The organism is Microbacterium sp. MYb54 (assembly GCF_002979515.1).
In the GTDB taxonomy this organism is placed as follows: Bacteria; Actinomycetota; Actinomycetes; order Actinomycetales; family Microbacteriaceae; genus Microbacterium.
Window position 1 is genome coordinate 17616 of the sequence record NZ_PCPA01000022.1, and the last position, 14445, is coordinate 32060.

The following is a 14445-nucleotide window of genomic DNA, read 5'->3' on the forward strand; positions in this document are numbered from 1 at the left end:
CAACGCCGGTCGAGCGGTACCTCGCGCACACGCTGTCCGTCGAGAGACCCCGGTGCCTCCTGCAGCGTCCCGGGTGCGAGCCATGCCACGAGCCCGTGCTCGTCGTCCCGCACCACGCGCATCGGGGAGATCCTCGATGGCTCCCCCGGCTGCCACCCCGGCTTCCGGTAGTGCCAGTCGATCTGCGCACCGGGCTCGAGGAACGGTCCCTCTCCGAGCGGTCGCGCATCGTCCGGAACGGCGGCCGGAGTGCCCTGGGGGAGGATGCTCATCCCGCCACGGTACTCCGGCGCCGTCCCCGATCGCCCGAAGAGCGACGCAGTTCGTCCGAGGGTGTGTTCAGTCGCGCAGTGCTGCTCCGAAACGCTCCGCTGCGACCGCGACACCGGCGAGCTTGGCCGCGGTGGCCTCCGCTGCGGTGAGCGTGCGGTCGTCGGCGCGGAACCGCAGCGCGAAGGTCAGGCTCTTCGAGCCCTCCGGAACGCCCTCACCGCGGTAGTCGTCCACGAGGCGCACCGACTCGAGCAGCGCACCGGCGCCCTCGGCAAGAGCTGCCTGCACGTCTGCGGCCGGCACCTCGGCCGGCACAGTGAGCGAGACGTCCTGCGTCGCCGCGGGGAACGTCGACAGCGACGCGGCGACCACACGCCCGCCTGCGAGAGACAGGATGAGGTCGAGGTCGATCTCCAGCACAGTGGCGCGACCGGGAAGATCGGCGCCTTCGGCCACTGCCGGGTGCAGCTCGCCGACGTAGCCGACCTCTTCCCCTGCGACCAGGAGCGACCCCGTGCGACCGGGGTGGAGCGCCGCGCGCTCAGCCTGGACCACATCGATCTCGACACCGGCTGCAGCCGCGATGACACGGACGGCATCCAGCGCCTCGACCAGCCCTGCCACCTCTGCCGGACGGCCGGGCTGACGCGGCGCCACGTACCCGGTCAGCAGCGCGGCGATGAAGCGGTGCTGTGGCGGGATGGAGGCGTACAGCGCTGCGAGAGTCTCGTCGGACGGACGCTCACCGAGCGGCGGCACCTCGTCTGTGCCGTACTCGACGCCCGGCTCCGGCAGGAACACGGCACCGGTCTCGAAGATCGCGAGGTCGGTCAGACCGCGCGAGATGTTGCGGTGCGCGGTCAGCAGCAGACCCGGGATGAGCGATCGCCGCAGAAACGGCGCCTGTCCGTCGAGCGGGTTCGCCAGGCGGATGCTCGGCAGGTGCTCGCCCGAGGCCGACCCGTGCAGGTCGTTCTGCACGTCTGTGGTGAACGGGAACGCCGGCGTCTCGACGAGCCCCGCGGCGGCCAGAGCGTCAGCCACGCGGCGACGGCCCTGCTGGTGCGCCGTGAGCCCGCGGCCGGACGGCGGGGTGGGCAGCACCGAGGGGATGCGGTCGAGCCCGTGGATGCGGGCGACCTCCTCGGCGAGCGTCCACTTGTCGGTGAGGTCGGGTCGCCAGGTCGGCGGGATCACCGTCCAACCGGAACTCCCGTCGGATGCGCTGACATCGGCGCCGATGGTGGTCAGAGCGCCGACGATCTCATAATCGGTGTAGTCGACGCCGATGAGACCCTGCACGAAGCCGGCAGGCAGTTCGATCTCGCCCACGAAGACCTCGGCGAAGAGCGCACCGCCCTCTTCGGTCAGCGTGCCACCGGCGAGCTCGACCATGAGGTCGGCCGCGCGACGGGCAGCCACGAACGGGATCAGCGGGTCGACACCGCGCTCGAAGCGCTTGGACGCTTCACTGGGCAGCTTGTGTCGACGAGCGGTGCGGGCGATCGTCGTGGGGTCGAAGCTCGCGGCCTCGATCAGCACGTTCGTCGTGGTCTCACTCATCTCGGTCGTGCCGCCGCCCATGACGCCGGCGAGACCGATCGGGCCGGAGCCGTCGGTGATGAGCAGGTCCTCGACGTGGAGCGCGCGCTCCTGGCCGTCGAGCGTCGTCATCTTCTCACCCGGCGTCGCGCGACGGACCGTGATGCCGCCATCGAGCTTGTCGAGGTCGTAGCCGTGCAGCGGCTGGCCGAGTTCGAGCATCACATAGTTGGTGATGTCGATCAGCACGCCCAGTGAGCGCATGCCGGCGAGGCTGAGCCGCGCGATCATCCACGGCGGGGTGGGACGCGAGGGGTCGACGCCGCGCACGACACGGGTCACGAACTCGCTCGCGCCGACGCGTCCGCGCACGGGAGCGGCGTCATCGACGATCGTGGTGTGACCGCTGCCCGGCTGCAGTTCGGCGAAGTCACGCTCTGCGGGATCACGGAAAGTCGCGCCGGTGGCGTGCGAGTACTCGCGAGCCACGCCACGCAACGAGAAGGCGTAGCCGCGGTCGGGCGTGACGTTGATCTCGACCGCCACGTCATCCAGACCCAGCAGCGCGATCGCATCGGTGCCGACGGGTGCGTCGATGCCGAGGTCGGAGAGCACCACGATGCCGTTGTGCTCATCGCCGAGGCCCAGCTCGCGCGCCGAGGCGATCATGCCGTCCGAGACATGACCGTAGGTCTTGCGGGCGGCGATCGGGAACGGCCCTGGCAGCACGGCGCCCGGCAGAGTCACGACGACCTTGTCCCCCACGCCGAAGTTGTGCGCACCGCAGACGATCCCGCGGATGCCACCGTTCTCCTCGCCCACGTCGACCTGGCACCAGTTGATGGTCTTGCCGTTGGACTGCGGCTCGGGTTCGATCGAGACGACCTGGCCGACGACCACGGGGCCAGTGATGTCGAAGCGGTGCACGTCTTCTTCCTCGAAGCCGACGGTCACCAGGGCCTCGAGGACGTCCTCGGGCGTGGCATCCGCTGCCAGATCGACGTACTCACGCAGCCACGAAAGCGGGACGCGCATCACACCACCATCCCGTACTGCTCGCTGAATCGGACATCGCCCTCGGCCATGTCGCGCATGTCCTGGACGTCACTGCGGAACATCAGACCTCGCTCGATACCCATGCCGAACGCGAAGCCGCTGTACACCTCCGGGTCGATCCCGGCCGCGCGCAGCACGTTCGGGTTGACCATGCCGCAACCGCCCCACTCGATCCAGCGCGCGCCGCCCTTGAAGGTCGGGTGCCACAGGTCGAGCTCGGCGGAGGGCTCGGTGAAGGGGAAGTAGTTGGTGCGGAAGCGCGTCTTGGCCTCGGGGCCGAAGAGCTGCTTCGCGAAGTGGTCGAGCGTGCCCTTGAGGTGCGCCATCGTGATGCCCTTGTCGATCACGAGACCCTCGAACTGGGTGAAGACCGGCAGGTGCGTGGCGTCGAACTCGTCGGTGCGGTAGACACGGCCGGGACACAGCACGTAGATCGGCACCTCACGGTCGAGCATCGACCGCACCTGCACCGGGCTCGTGTGCGTGCGCATCACCAGGTGACGCGAGGTCGGATCGACGTAGAACGTGTCCTGCTCCTGGCGGGCGGGGTGGTCGACGTCGAAGTTCAGGGCGTCGAAGTTGAACCACTCGTGCTCGAGCTCCGGGCCCTCCGCGATCTCCCAGCCCATGCCGACGAAGATGTCGCAGACCTGGTCCTGGAGGAGGGTGAGCGGGTGCCGGGCACCGACGCGCGTGCGCGAGGGCACAGCCGTGATGTCGATCCGCTCGGCTTCGAGACGCGCGGTGACCTCTGCGGCGGCAAGCTCCGCCTCCTTGGCGGCGAGGGCCTGTGTCACCTGCCCACGTCCCTGACCGACGAGCTTGCCGAAAGCGGCTTTGTTCTCTGGCGCGACCTGTCGCATCGAGGCGTTCAGGACCGCGAGCGGCGATCCGTCGGCGACGTGGGCGGCACGAGCCGCTTTCAGCTCGGCGGTGTCGGTTGCTGCAGCGATCGCCGCGAGGGCGTCGGCGACAGCGGCTTCGACCGCTTCCGGGGTGATTTCAGGAGACTCTGACACGAGAATCGAGTCTACCGGGGGCGCGTGGGTCGCTTTCGCGGATCAGCGCTGTGCCTCGGATCCATCGCCCTGCAGGACGATGAGCGAGGTGTTCGTCTCGCCTCCGTGCTGACGGGGATCCGGCACCGCAGGCCCCGCCTTCGGCGAGCGCTTCGCCCGACGCTGCAGACGGTAGGCGATGTAGGAGAGGAGGAGACACACGGCCACGTACATTGAACCGCCGACGATCGCCGCGGGGATCAGCGGGGAGCCGTAGGGCGCCTGGTTGCCGATCTGATTGATGACGTAGAGGAGCTCCTGGTACGTGATGATGAACCCGAGCGCGGTGTCCTTCAGCGCGACGACGAGCTGCGCGATGATCACCGGCATCATGGCCCGCACGGCCTGCGGGATCAGGATGAAATACATCACCCCGGTCTTTCGCAGTCCGATCGCGTAGCCGGCCTCCTGCTGTCCGCGAGGGAGCGATTCGATGCCGGCACGCAGCACCTCGGCGAGCACCGAGCCGTTGTAGACGATCAGTGCGATCACGACTGCCCAGTACGGCGGCATCTTCACGCCGATCACGGGAAGGCCGTAGTACAGCAGCATCATGAGGATGAGCACGGGCACCGCTCGCAGCACCTCGATGATCCACCGGACGGGCTCACGCACCCAGGCGTGCTCCGACAGGCGCCCGATGCCGAGGACGAAGCCGAGGACGATGGATCCGACGCCGGCAGCCGCGAATGCGGCCAGCGTGGCCAGCAGTCCCTCACCGAAACGCACCCAGACGGCGGAGAACGTGAAGATGTTCCACTTCTCCGCGGAGAACTGCCCGGTGGCGTAGAGCCTCCACACGACCCAGCCGAGCACGGCGAGGACGACCAGTACCGTGACGGCTCCGATGAGCCTGTTGCGGACGATGGCACGGGGGCCGGGGACGTCGAAAAGGACGGAACTCATCGCGCGATCCTCCACTTGTTCTCGAGAACGCGCTGCACCCAGGCGAGCAGCAGCACCAGCACCACGAAGATGACCATGACCCACAGCAGAACGACCAGTGCGTTCTCACCGCGCTCGCTCAGCGCCGCCCGGATCGTGCCGAGGTTGACGACGGAGAAGCCCGCCGCCACCGTGGTGTTCTTCATGAGGGCGATGAGGACGCTCATCATCGGCGGGACGACGGAGCGCGTCGCCTGCGGCAGCACCACGTAGCGCATGACCTGACCGAAGTTCAGACCGATCGCGCGGGCGGCCTCTGCCTGTCCGACCGGCACGGTGTTGATGCCGGCCCGCAGCGCTTCGGCGACGTAGGTCGCCGTGTAGAGCCCGAGGGCGATGACCGCCAGCAGCAGCGAGTTCACCCGCTCCCCCAGCAGGATCGGCAGGCAGAACGCGAAGAAGAACATGACGAGGGTCAGCGGGGTGTTGCGGATCCAGTTCACATAGATGCCGCCGACGGCGCGTGCGATCGGAACCGGCGATACTCTCGCTGCCCCGACGATGAGTCCGAGAACCAGCGCGATGATGCCGCCGCCCAGGAACAGCACGATGGTTCCCCACAGTGCTTGACCCCAGAGGTCGAGGTGGTCAGTGATGACGCCCACTGCTGCTCCTGTCGATTCGAGTTCTCGGATGGTTCCTGCCGATGAGCGGGGCGGTCGATGGTGTCGACCGCCCCGCGGGAATCAACCGATCGGGTCGACCTCAGGCTGAGTCGCCTTGACGCCGGATGCACCGAGGTTGTTGTCGAAGATCTGCTGCCAGATGTCGCCGCCATCGGTCAGCTGCGTGTTGAAGTACTCGGCCAGCGCGTCATCGCCCTTGGCGATACCGATGCCGTAGCGCTCCTCGCTGAACGGCTCCCCGACGACCTTGAGGTTGTCCGGGTCCTGGGCCGCGTAGCCGATGAGGATGGCCTCGTCGGTCGTGACGGCATCCACCTGACCGTTCTTCAGGTCCTCGACGCACTTGGAGTACGTGTCGTACTCCTTGGTCGGCACCTCGGGGTAGTTCGTCTTGATGTTCTGGATCGGCGTCGAGCCGGTCGCGGAACAGACGGTCGTCTCAGCGCTCAGGTCGTCAACGCTCTTGATGTCGCTGTCAGCGCCGACGAGAAGGCCCTGTCCCGTGAGGAAGTAGGGACCTGCGAAGGAGATCTGCTCCTTGCGCTTGTCGGTGATCGAATAGGTGCCGACGTAGTAGTCGATGTCGCCGTTCACGATGGCCTGCTCGCGGTTCGCCGAAGCGATCGCCGTGAACTCGATCTTCTCCGGGTCGACCCCGAGCGATGCCGCCATCCAGCGGGCGATGTCGACGTCGAAACCGGTGCGGTCACCCGTCACCGGGTCGAGGTAGCCGAGACCCGGCTGATCTTCCTTGACGCCGACCTTGATCGTGCCGGCGGATTCGATCCGGTCGAACGTCGGGCTGCCGTCGATGGTGACATCGGTCAGCACCGTCCACGGCGTGCTGCTCGAGGTCTCCTCGCCACCTTCCGGGGCTCCTGTGCTCGACGGGGTGCCGCTGTTGCAGGCCGTCAGCGCCAGCAGTGCTGTCGCAGCGATTCCGATGCCTGCCAGTGTCCGTGTGCGTCGCATGTGCGTCTCCTTCGTGTGCTGTGTGTGCAGGGTCTGTGGGGCTGGTGCGTCAGTGCGTGAGGAGCTTCGAGAGGAAGTCCTTGGCGCGGTCGCTCTTCGGGTGCGTGAAGAACTCCTCGGGAGTCGCCTCCTCCACGATCTTTCCGTCGGCCATGAAGACGACCCGATCGGCCGCCTTCCTCGCGAAGCCCATCTCGTGGGTGACGACGATCATCGTCATGCCCTCATGGGCGAGTCCGACCATCACATCGAGGACTTCGTTGATCATCTCGGGGTCGAGTGCACTGGTGGGCTCGTCGAACAGCATCACCTTGGGCTGCATCGCCAGAGCGCGGGCGATCGCGACGCGCTGCTGCTGACCGCCGGAGAGCTGAGCCGGGAGCTTCGAGGCCTGCTGTGCCACGCCGACGCGCTCGAGCAGGATCATCGCCTCCTTCTCGGCGTCCGCCTTCTTGAGGCCACGGACCCTGATCGGCCCCAGAGTCACGTTCTCGAGGATCGTGAGGTGGGCGAAGAGGTTGAACGACTGGAACACCATGCCCACATCAGCACGAAGGTGGGCGAGGCCCTTGCCCTCAGCCGGCAGCTCTTTGCCATCGATGCGGATGCTGCCGCTGGTGATCGTCTCGAGTCGGTTGATCGTGCGACACAGCGTCGACTTGCCGGAGCCGGACGGGCCGATCACGACGACGACCTCACCCGAGTTGACGGTCAGATCGATGTCGGTGAGTGCCTGGAAGTCGCCATAGTGCTTCTGGACGTTCTCGACCACGACGAGCGGGGTATCAGAGGTCATCATTTCTCCAAACTAGCCACGTCGGACGCGGGTCTCCAGGCACCTCGGTGAGATTTACACGTTCGTAATCACCTGATCGCGGCACCAATGCTGCTGTGCATGGGTACCCCGCGGCCCGCCCCCACGGGCCGCGGGATCGTCCTGCTGCTGCACCACAAAGACGGTTGAGCACCAGGCGACGATCGTGCGCGATCGACCTCACAATGGCAGAGCGTCGCCCCCGGTGTCAGACTTCTTGAGGATTTCTTGAGCAGTCAGCCGCGCAGATCCCGGTAGTAGTCCACAGCCCCGGGGTGCAGCGGAACCGGGCCGGTGAAGATCGCCGAGCGGCGGTCCAGGAGGGCGGCCGTCGGCACGTCTGCGGCGATCCGCAGGCGCGCATCGAACAGCCCTGCCAGTACATCGCGCACGATGCCCTCGGGAGTGGAAGAAGCCGTGACGAGATAGTTCGGCACCGCCATCGTCGGCGCCGAAGTCGCGAGACCGTACGTGCCCGCAGGAACGTCGGCTGGACGGTAGGCGTGCGAGTACCGTTCGTTCACCTCGTCGACCCAGTCCTGCTCGATCGGCAGCAGACGCACCGATGACCTCTCGGCCAGCTCAGTGACACCAGGAGTGGGGAGCCCCCCGACCCAGAAGAAGCCGTCGATCTCGCCGCGCTCCATCGCGCCGATCGACTCACCGAGGTCGAGCTGAGGATTACGGACAGACCCGATGCCGACGCCCGCCGCATCGAGGACGCGCGCCGCGATCACGTTCACCCCGGAATTCTCCGCGCCGAGGGAGATCGTGCGACCGGCCAGGTCGCCGATGTCCTCGATCGCCGAATCCCCGCGCACCACGACCTGCACGTACTCGTCGTACAGGCGAGCGAGGGCCTGCACCTCGAGCGGCTCGTCGAAGGCGCCGGTTCCCGACACAGCGTCCGCTGCCGCATCGCCCTGCGCGAATCCGATCAGGGCCTCCCCGGAGCTCACGCGCAGCAGGTTGTCGACGGAGCCCGCCGTCTCCTGCGCGACCATCCTGATATCCAGCGATGCCGACAGCTCATCGGCCAGGTGGCTCCCGTATCCGTAGTAGACGCCGGTGGATCCTCCACTGGCGATCGTGTACTCCGCATCCGTCCATTCACTCGCGCGCTGACTGCACGCCGCCAGCGCGCCCACCAGCACGAGCGAGAGGACTCCGGCCATGAGCCGCCGCATGCCGACCCTCACGGAGTCGACCCGTCTCGGAGCAGAAGTTCGACGACCAGCCCGCCACCTTCGGCCGATGCCACAGCCAGATCTCCGCCGACCGTCGCAAGCAGCTCACTCGCGATCGCCAGGCCGAGCCCCGATCCCGGCGTGTCTGCGCTCTCGGCACTGCGCCAGAAACGGTCCGTCGCAGCCGCTGCCTGCTGTTCGGTCAGCCCCGGACCATGATCGCGCACCGTGATGCGGCATTCCTGGCCATCGCGATGCGCGCCGACCTCGATCTGGGCACTGTCGGGTGAGAACTTCACGGCGTTGTCGATGACGGCATCCAGCGCGCTCTCCACGATCGTCCGGTCGGTCACGCTCATCACCGACCGCTCCCCCGTGGAGCGCAACGCGATCCCCCGCTCCGCGGCGACGTCCCGCCACGCATCGAGACGGCGAGCGGCGAGAGTCGCCAGGTCGACGGCGGACATCGTCGAATCCCCGCGACCGCCTCTGGCCAGACCCAGCAGCGTTTCGAGGATCCGCGTCATCCGACGCCCCTCCTCCCTCGTCTCCTCGACATCGTCGCGCCACTCACGGCCGAGCCCCGTCGCCAGGTGCTCGACGCGCAGGAGCAGGGCATTGAGCGGATTGCGCAGCTCGTGGGAGGCGTTCAGGGCGAACTCCTGCTGCCTCGTCATCACCCGTTCGATCTGATCGGCCATCCCGTTGAACACCGTCGCCATGCGACGCAGCTCAGGCGGACCGGCATCCTCCGCGACCCGCGCATCCATCTCGCCCCGCTCGATCGCCACCATCGCCTCGTCGAGCCGCCTGACGGGTGAGAGCACCCATCGTGCGAGCCGGAAGACGAGCAGCACCCCGAGCGCGATCAGCACCAGTGCGATCGCGAAGATCAGCAGAAGCTGCTGCAGGATCGCGGCGCGCGGCGCCTCCACGTCGCCCGCGACCAACACGGCGCCGATGACATCGCCGTCGTCGAACACGGGTTCGGCCAGTGCGGCATCCGCGACCGTCCAGGGAAACACGACCGCCGGCTGTTCGGCACGACGTCCCGAGAGAGCCAGCTTCACCCGCTCGGCATCGCCCTCCGGAAGCACTGCGGCTGCCTGATCACTCGAGGCCCAGACGCCACCCGCGAGGTCGAACACGGTGACCTCGATCCCGTACACCTCCTGGAACCGCGCCACCTCGGCGTCGATCACAGCACCACTGCCGGAGCGCAGCGCCTGGCGCGCACTCGTGGCGAAGTATCCGAGATCGCCGATCTGCTGCGCATAGAACGCCTGCTGGACGCTGTGTGCGGCGCTCCACCCCGCGGCACCGCCGAGTGCGACGAGAATCGCCACGAGCGGCACGAGGAAGACGATGATCAGACGCCTGCGCATGGTTCAGGAACCCGCAAGCCGATAGCCGACCCCACGGACGGTCTCGATGACGCCACGGGTTCCGGTCTTCTTGCGAATCGCACCGACGTGCACCTCGAGCGAGTGGCCGAAACCTCGCCAGTCGGTGTTCCACACTTCACGGATGAGGCGCTCCTTCGGAACCGCCACCCCCGGGTAGCGCGCGAGCACGGCGATGATGTCGAACTCCTTGCGGGTGAGTTCGATAGGCGTTCCATCCACGAGCATCTGGCGTGCCACGAGGTCGATCTCGAGGTCGCCGCCGTGGAGCAGCACCCGCGCGTCGGACTCCGGGCGCATCGGACGTGAACGTCTGGTCACCGCCTCGATCCGTGCGAGGAGCTCATGGACGTCGTAGGGCTTCACCACGAAGTCGTCTGCCCCCGCGCGGAGCCCCTTGATTCTCTCAGCGACCTGATTGCGTGCGGTCACGATCACGATCGGAACCTCTGACCGCCCGCGGATACGACGGCACAGGTCGACACCGTCGATGTCGGGGAGTCCGAGGTCGAGGAGCACGACCTCGGTGTCCGCCCCCAGAAGCTCCAGCGCCGCAGCCCCATCGGCCGCACGCGCGGTGGCATAGCCCGATCGAGCGAGGAAGGCTTCGAGCGCGCCCGCGACACGGTCGTCATCCTCGACGATCAGAATCCTCATCGACTCCGCTTCCTGCTTCGTTCGTCGGCTGAAGGCTCAGCCGAGCGACGTCGCCCGCTGCGCGAAGGCGCTCTCGTAGAGGCAGACGCTTGCGGCCGTCGCAAGGTTCAAGGACTCGGCCCGGCCGAAGATCGGCAGCCGGAGCACCTGGTCGGCGAGAGCGAGGGCATCGTCTTCGAGCCCGCGCGCCTCGTTGCCGAAGAGCCAGCCGGTCGGCTCGGCGAGCACGCCCTCCGCGCGCGCCTTCAGCAGATCATCACCCTTCACGTCAGCCGCGAGGATGCGCAAGCCGCTCGCGTGCGCGCGCTTCACGACATCAGCGAGGTCTCCCCCGACCGACACCGGAAGGTGGAACAGAGAACCGGTCGTGGCACGCACGACCTTCGGGTTGTACGGGTCGACCGTACGCCCGGTCAGCACGACGGCATCCGCGCCGGCCGCGTCCGCAGCTCTGATGATCGTGCCGAGGTTGCCCGGGTCGCGAACCTCCTCGCAGATCGCCACCAGACGCGGAGACGCATCGAAGATGTCGCGCACCGAGGTCGGGGTCTGCTGGACCACAGCGACGAGTCCCTGCGGGGTGACGGTGTCGGCCATCGCATTGAGCACGTACTCGGTCACATACTCGACATCGATGTCGGCCTCAGTGGCCTTCGCCCGGATATCTGGGTGCTTCTCCCAGCCGTTCGGAGTAGCGAACAGCTCGACGATCGCCTCCGGTCGGTACGTGAGCGCCTCACGGACGGACTGCGGACCTTCGAGAAGGAACAGGCCCGTCTCGGTTCGCGCACTGCGCTTGGTCAGCTTCGCGACAGCACGGACTCGGGGCGAACGGGGGTTCTCCAGCACGATCACAGTCTAGGGAACGCACGGCCCGTTCCTGCACCATCGGGATATGGTGCGTCCATGACGAATGATCCCGTGGCGAAGACGGTTCGCCGGCGGATCGTCCTCGCGGTCCTCGCAGCCACCACGGTCGGGCTCGGATTCCTCGTCCATCGCAACAGCAGCGGAGCACTCGGCGACATCACGGGAGACGCCCTGTACGCCGTGCTCATCTACCTGCTCGCGGCGTTCGTCGCGCCGCGGTGGCCTCGTCCGGCAGTGGCGCTCTTCGCATTCGCCGTGTGCGCCGGCGTCGAGCTGCTTCAGCTCACCGGGCTTCCTCGGGATTGGGCATCCGCCTTCCCGCCGATCGAACTCGTCCTCGGAACCGGCTTCGATCTGCGCGACATCGTCGTCTACGCGGCGGCCGTCGCCGCCGCTTCTCTCACCGACGTCGTCCTCACCCGTGCTCTCACCCCTGCTCTCGCCGGAGCAGGGCCCGGAAACGCCACAGGGCGCCCTCCCGAAGGAGAGCGCCCTGTGTGAAGAGATGCTTACGCAGCCGACTTCGGTGCGTTGACGTCGGAGGGCAGAGCCTTCTTCGCCGTCTCGACCAGCGTCGTGAACGTCGCCGCGTCGTTGACCGCGAGGTCGGCGAGCATGCGACGGTCGACCGTGACACCCGCGAGGCCGAGGCCCTGGATGAGACGGTTGTAGGTCATGCCGTTCTGGCGCGCCGCAGCGTTGATGCGCTGGATCCAGAGGCGGCGGAAGTCGCCCTTGCGCTTGCGACGGTCACGGTACGAGTAGACCAGCGAGTGGATGACCTGCTCTTTGGCCTTGCGGTAGAGGCGCGAACGCTGACCGCGGTAACCCTTTGCGCGCTCGAGGATGACCCGGCGCTTCTTGTGGGCGTTTACTGCCCGCTTGACTCTTGCCATTTTCCTGTGTTCCTATTCGTGCGTTCGGGCGCGCGTCAGCGGCCGAGAAGCTTCTTGGCGACCTTGGTGTCAGCCTTCGAGAGCACCTGGTCCTGGTTCAGACGACGGGTGCGACGGCTCGACTTGTGCTCGAGGTTGTGGCGCATCCCGGCCTGCTGCTTCTTCAGCTTGCCGCTGCCGGTGATCTTGAAGCGCTTCTTAGCACCCGAGTGGGTCTTCTGCTTCGGCATCTTCTCTTCCTTCGTATGGCGCCTTCTCAGGCGACGGTGTCAACCCGCGGTGCGGGAGTTCTGGGGCGGTGGTTACTCCGCCGGAGCCTCAGCCGGAACGTCGGTATCGCTCTTCGCTTCGCGGGCGGCCTGCTTGTTCGCGGCTCGCTGCGCATCGCGGACGGCGTTCTGTTCCTGCTTCGCCTCGGACTTGCTCTTGAGCGGAGCCACGATCATGACCATGTTGCGACCATCGATGGTCGGGTTCGACTCGACCGTTCCGAGCTCGGCCACGTCTTCCGCGAACTTGCGCAGCAGACGCACACCCTGCTCGGGGCGCGACTGCTCGCGACCGCGGAACAGGATCATGGCCTTGACCTTGTCGCCCGCCTTGAGGAACCCCTCGGCGCGCTTGAGCTTGGTCGTGTAGTCGTGCGCCTCGATCTTCAGACGGAAGCGGACTTCCTTGAGGATCGTGTTCGCCTGATTGCGGCGAGCTTCCTTGTCCTTCTGGGCGGCCTCGTACTTGAACTTGCCGTAGTCCATGATCTTGACGACGGGCGGCTTCGAGTTGGGGGCGACCTCGACGAGGTCGAGATCGGCTTCCTGCGCGAGGCGCAGCGCTGCCTCGATGCGGACGACGCCGATCTGCTCACCCGCGGGGCCGACGAGGCGGACCTCGGGGACGCGGATGCGCTCATTGGTACGGGGATCGCTGATGCGGAACTCCTTAGACGATGTGATTCGGCCACCGCGACGCTCTCTGCATCACGGGCGAAATCGGAATCGTCCCACCCACCGGCATTCAGACGCCGGCTCCACACCCTGTCTGCCGGGTCCGTCTTGCGGACGGAGCCGGTGGAGTGCAAGACCCGGTAGCCTTGAACGGCAAGCGCGGGTGGGAAGTGAATCCTCTTTCGATCCGGAGCATGACGCTCCGGAGCCCGCCAAAGTCTAACAGAAAGCAAGGCGAAGTGACGAACCAGGCATCGGACGAGGCTGCACGAGAGCGCGAAGAGCGCTGGGCACGTCAGGAGGAGGCCGCGTCGTCGGCCACCCGAGACATCGCCGATGTCCCCTCCGTCGAGGTGATCACCACCGCCGCCGTGCACCTCATGAGTGCGGCAGCCGTCAAACTCGGCCTCGCAGACGATCCCGACGCAGCAGCTCAGCTCGACCTCGACGAGGCACGCAAGCTCATCAACGCCTTGGCCGGGCTCATCACCGCCGGCGCCCCCGAGATCAGCGACATGCACGCACGGTCGTTGCGCGACGGCCTCCGCTCGCTGCAGCTCGCCTTCCGGGAAGCATCCACGATCCCCGACCCGATCGGCAAGGGGCCTGGCGAGAAGTGGACGGGGCCCGTCAACTAGTACGTGGGGCGGGCGCTGCGGTTCCCGCCTTCGCTCGCAGAGCGGGTTCCCTCCCGCTTCGCGGGCCCCTCCCGATGCTCGCGCCGGCGGGAACCGCGGCGCCCTCACGTCGCATTGACTTCGGACGAGGAGTATGGGGCACTCCTGCCGTCAAGGTGTGAGGACGAGGGGTTCTGCGGTCGAGGGGCCAGGGCAGGCGCCTCCGGTGCGGGTCCAGGCGATCGACTCTTCGGACTCGTGGATGAGGGTTCCCTGCGCGTCGAAGAGACGGATCTCGACGGTGTCCGGCGTGGCCATGTCGAATGCCAGGCTCCACGTACCGTCGTCTTGAGGCGTCGCCGCATACAGATTGGCCGCGGAGGTCGCATCTTCGCCCGGTGCTGGTGAGCATTTCGCCTCCACGCAGAACTGGATGGCCGCGACGTCCGGGAACGCGCTCACATCGAGGGCCACCGCGCTGAGGTAGGCGATAGCCGGACATGCTGTGTAGCAGCCCGTCGTCCCGGTCGTGACGCCTCCGAGGAGCGCGACGACGGCGAGGGCGCGCAGCTGACGGCGGGACAT

At 67.2% G+C, this 14445-nt stretch carries 16 protein-coding genes; 2 read left to right on the plus strand and 14 right to left on the minus strand.

Annotation, left to right across the window (positions count from 1 at the left end):
• Window positions 1-339: 339 nt before the first annotated feature.
• The 10 genes from pheT to CQ040_RS17405 form a co-directional block, all read right to left on the minus strand.
• A complete protein-coding gene (pheT, locus tag CQ040_RS17360; protein WP_105528091.1) occupies window positions 340-2850 on the minus strand; it encodes a phenylalanine--tRNA ligase subunit beta in 2511 nt (836 codons plus the stop codon).
• The gene (gene pheS / locus CQ040_RS17365) at window positions 2850-3890 is read right to left on the minus strand and encodes a phenylalanine--tRNA ligase subunit alpha (RefSeq protein WP_105528092.1); all 1041 of its coding nucleotides are present in this window, start codon (window positions 3888-3890) and stop codon (window positions 2850-2852) included. Before pheS ends, pheT begins: the two co-directional genes overlap by 1 nt.
• A 42-nt stretch (window positions 3891-3932) precedes the next feature.
• Complete coding sequence (locus CQ040_RS17370) at window positions 3933-4835, minus strand: amino acid ABC transporter permease (protein ID WP_028503587.1); 903 nt, start codon at window positions 4833-4835, stop codon at window positions 3933-3935.
• Window positions 4832-5479: an amino acid ABC transporter permease gene (locus tag CQ040_RS17375; RefSeq protein WP_028503586.1), complete on the minus strand. Its 648-nt coding sequence runs from the start codon at window positions 5477-5479 to the stop codon at window positions 4832-4834. Before CQ040_RS17375 ends, CQ040_RS17370 begins: the two co-directional genes overlap by 4 nt.
• Window positions 5480-5560: 81 nt before the next feature.
• On the minus strand, window positions 5561-6472 hold the full coding sequence (locus CQ040_RS17380; RefSeq protein WP_028503585.1) for a glutamate ABC transporter substrate-binding protein: 912 nt from the start codon (window positions 6470-6472) through the stop codon (window positions 5561-5563).
• 49 nt (window positions 6473-6521) lie between these two features.
• Window positions 6522-7268 carry an amino acid ABC transporter ATP-binding protein gene (locus CQ040_RS17385; RefSeq protein WP_105528116.1) on the minus strand — a complete coding sequence of 249 codons (747 nt, stop codon included), beginning with the start codon at window positions 7266-7268 and terminating at the stop codon, window positions 6522-6524.
• Window positions 7269-7522: 254 nt separating this feature from the next.
• Window positions 7523-8473: a TAXI family TRAP transporter solute-binding subunit gene (locus CQ040_RS17390; protein ID WP_105528117.1), complete on the minus strand. Its 951-nt coding sequence runs from the start codon at window positions 8471-8473 to the stop codon at window positions 7523-7525.
• A gap of 8 nt (window positions 8474-8481) precedes the next feature.
• On the minus strand, window positions 8482-9858 hold the full coding sequence (locus tag CQ040_RS17395; RefSeq protein WP_105528093.1) for a HAMP domain-containing sensor histidine kinase: 1377 nt from the start codon (window positions 9856-9858) through the stop codon (window positions 8482-8484).
• 3 nt (window positions 9859-9861) lie between these two features.
• A complete protein-coding gene (locus CQ040_RS17400; RefSeq protein WP_105528094.1) occupies window positions 9862-10533 on the minus strand; it encodes a response regulator transcription factor in 672 nt (223 codons plus the stop codon).
• A gap of 36 nt (window positions 10534-10569) precedes the next feature.
• Entirely contained in the window at window positions 10570-11382 is an 813-nt protein-coding gene (locus CQ040_RS17405; protein ID WP_105528118.1) for an RNA methyltransferase, read from the minus strand.
• A gap of 57 nt (window positions 11383-11439) precedes the next feature.
• On the opposite strand from CQ040_RS17405, the gene CQ040_RS17410 reads away from it, so the two are divergent.
• Window positions 11440-11904 carry a DUF2809 domain-containing protein gene (locus tag CQ040_RS17410; protein ID WP_105528095.1) on the plus strand — a complete coding sequence of 155 codons (465 nt, stop codon included), beginning with the start codon at window positions 11440-11442 and terminating at the stop codon, window positions 11902-11904.
• A gap of 8 nt (window positions 11905-11912) precedes the next feature.
• Here CQ040_RS17410 and rplT read toward each other — a convergent pair whose 3' ends face one another.
• The 3 genes from rplT to infC all read right to left on the minus strand — a co-directional run bounded on the left by rplT (window position 11913) and on the right by infC (window position 13228).
• Window positions 11913-12299, minus strand: a complete 387-nt coding sequence (gene rplT, locus CQ040_RS17415; protein ID WP_028503579.1) for a 50S ribosomal protein L20 — start codon at window positions 12297-12299, stop codon at window positions 11913-11915.
• Between the two features lie 35 nt (window positions 12300-12334).
• The gene (rpmI, locus tag CQ040_RS17420) at window positions 12335-12529 is read right to left on the minus strand and encodes a 50S ribosomal protein L35 (protein ID WP_017828564.1); all 195 of its coding nucleotides are present in this window, start codon (window positions 12527-12529) and stop codon (window positions 12335-12337) included.
• Window positions 12530-12601: 72 nt separating this feature from the next.
• A complete protein-coding gene (infC, locus tag CQ040_RS17425; RefSeq protein WP_105528096.1) occupies window positions 12602-13228 on the minus strand; it encodes a translation initiation factor IF-3 in 627 nt (208 codons plus the stop codon).
• 254 nt (window positions 13229-13482) lie between these two features.
• Between infC and CQ040_RS17430 the strand changes: the two genes are divergently transcribed.
• Window positions 13483-13881: a DUF1844 domain-containing protein gene (locus CQ040_RS17430; RefSeq protein WP_105528097.1), complete on the plus strand. Its 399-nt coding sequence runs from the start codon at window positions 13483-13485 to the stop codon at window positions 13879-13881.
• A gap of 150 nt (window positions 13882-14031) precedes the next feature.
• Here CQ040_RS17430 and CQ040_RS17435 read toward each other — a convergent pair whose 3' ends face one another.
• Window positions 14032-14445 (minus strand): hypothetical protein, encoded by a 414-nt coding sequence (locus CQ040_RS17435; RefSeq protein ID WP_105528098.1) that lies wholly within the window; start codon window positions 14443-14445, stop codon window positions 14032-14034.

Excerpts from the sequence above, each read along its gene's own strand:
- rplT (WP_028503579.1), bottom strand. The coding sequence starts at position 12,299 with ATGGCAAGAGTCAAGCGGGCAGTAAACGCCCACAAGAAGCGCCGGGTC.
- pheT (WP_105528091.1), bottom strand. The coding sequence starts at position 2,850 with ATGCGCGTCCCGCTTTCGTGGCTGCGTGAGTACGTCGATCTGGCAGCG.
- rpmI (WP_017828564.1), bottom strand. The coding sequence starts at position 12,529 with ATGCCGAAGCAGAAGACCCACTCGGGTGCTAAGAAGCGCTTCAAGATC.
- CQ040_RS17390 (WP_105528117.1), bottom strand. The coding sequence starts at position 8,473 with ATGCGGCGGCTCATGGCCGGAGTCCTCTCGCTCGTGCTGGTGGGCGCG.
- CQ040_RS17410 (WP_105528095.1), top strand. The coding sequence starts at position 11,440 with ATGACGAATGATCCCGTGGCGAAGACGGTTCGCCGGCGGATCGTCCTC.
- CQ040_RS17435 (WP_105528098.1), bottom strand. The coding sequence starts at position 14,445 with ATGTCCCGCCGTCAGCTGCGCGCCCTCGCCGTCGTCGCGCTCCTCGGA.
- CQ040_RS17385 (WP_105528116.1), bottom strand. The coding sequence starts at position 7,268 with ATGACCTCTGATACCCCGCTCGTCGTGGTCGAGAACGTCCAGAAGCAC.
- CQ040_RS17370 (WP_028503587.1), bottom strand. The coding sequence starts at position 4,835 with ATGAGTTCCGTCCTTTTCGACGTCCCCGGCCCCCGTGCCATCGTCCGC.
- CQ040_RS17400 (WP_105528094.1), bottom strand. The coding sequence starts at position 10,533 with ATGAGGATTCTGATCGTCGAGGATGACGACCGTGTCGCGGGCGCGCTC.
- CQ040_RS17395 (WP_105528093.1), bottom strand. The coding sequence starts at position 9,858 with ATGCGCAGGCGTCTGATCATCGTCTTCCTCGTGCCGCTCGTGGCGATT.
- CQ040_RS17380 (WP_028503585.1), bottom strand. The coding sequence starts at position 6,472 with ATGCGACGCACACGGACACTGGCAGGCATCGGAATCGCTGCGACAGCA.